At 39.2% G+C, this 408-nt stretch carries 1 protein-coding gene; it reads right to left on the bottom strand.

Annotated elements, in window-relative coordinates; genetic code table 11:
• Nucleotides 1–408, bottom strand: a 408-nt coding sequence (locus ABEG63_RS21550) for an RHS repeat-associated core domain-containing protein (RefSeq protein WP_346587493.1), incomplete at both ends; no start/stop codon positions are given.

Raw genomic sequence — 408 nt, 5'->3', positions numbered from 1 at the left:
CAGCATCCTGAGCGAAATACATTCCATGAGCACTTGAACTTCCCATTCCATTATAACTCGATAACGTAGAGTTTGGATCAAAATCTCCATTAAAGGCAGAATGTTCTCCATAGGTATCCCTCGGACTGTTTCCATCAGGATCTATATAGTTGATTGGATTATTAAACGCATAATTATAAGGAGAATATCTTCTCATCTGTTCTGCCAAGGCATCTACCACACCCCATCTTCCAAGATCCGGCATATACATTCTCGCTCCAAAATCATACATTCCTGTTTCCTGAAGCTCTTTTCCGTTGTATTTGTAAGAATACAAGCTTCCGAAATTAGAAGCATTAGATCCCCCGATATGATTCAACCCAAAAGGATAATAATTATTGGTATCTTTTGTTTCAAGAACGCCTGCGC

The organism is Chryseobacterium sp. C39-AII1 (genome assembly GCF_039672645.1).
Lineage (GTDB): Bacteria > Bacteroidota > Bacteroidia > Flavobacteriales > Weeksellaceae > Chryseobacterium.
The sequence above is the reverse complement of the archived record's forward strand: the minus strand, read 5'-3'. Positions and strand labels throughout refer to the sequence as shown.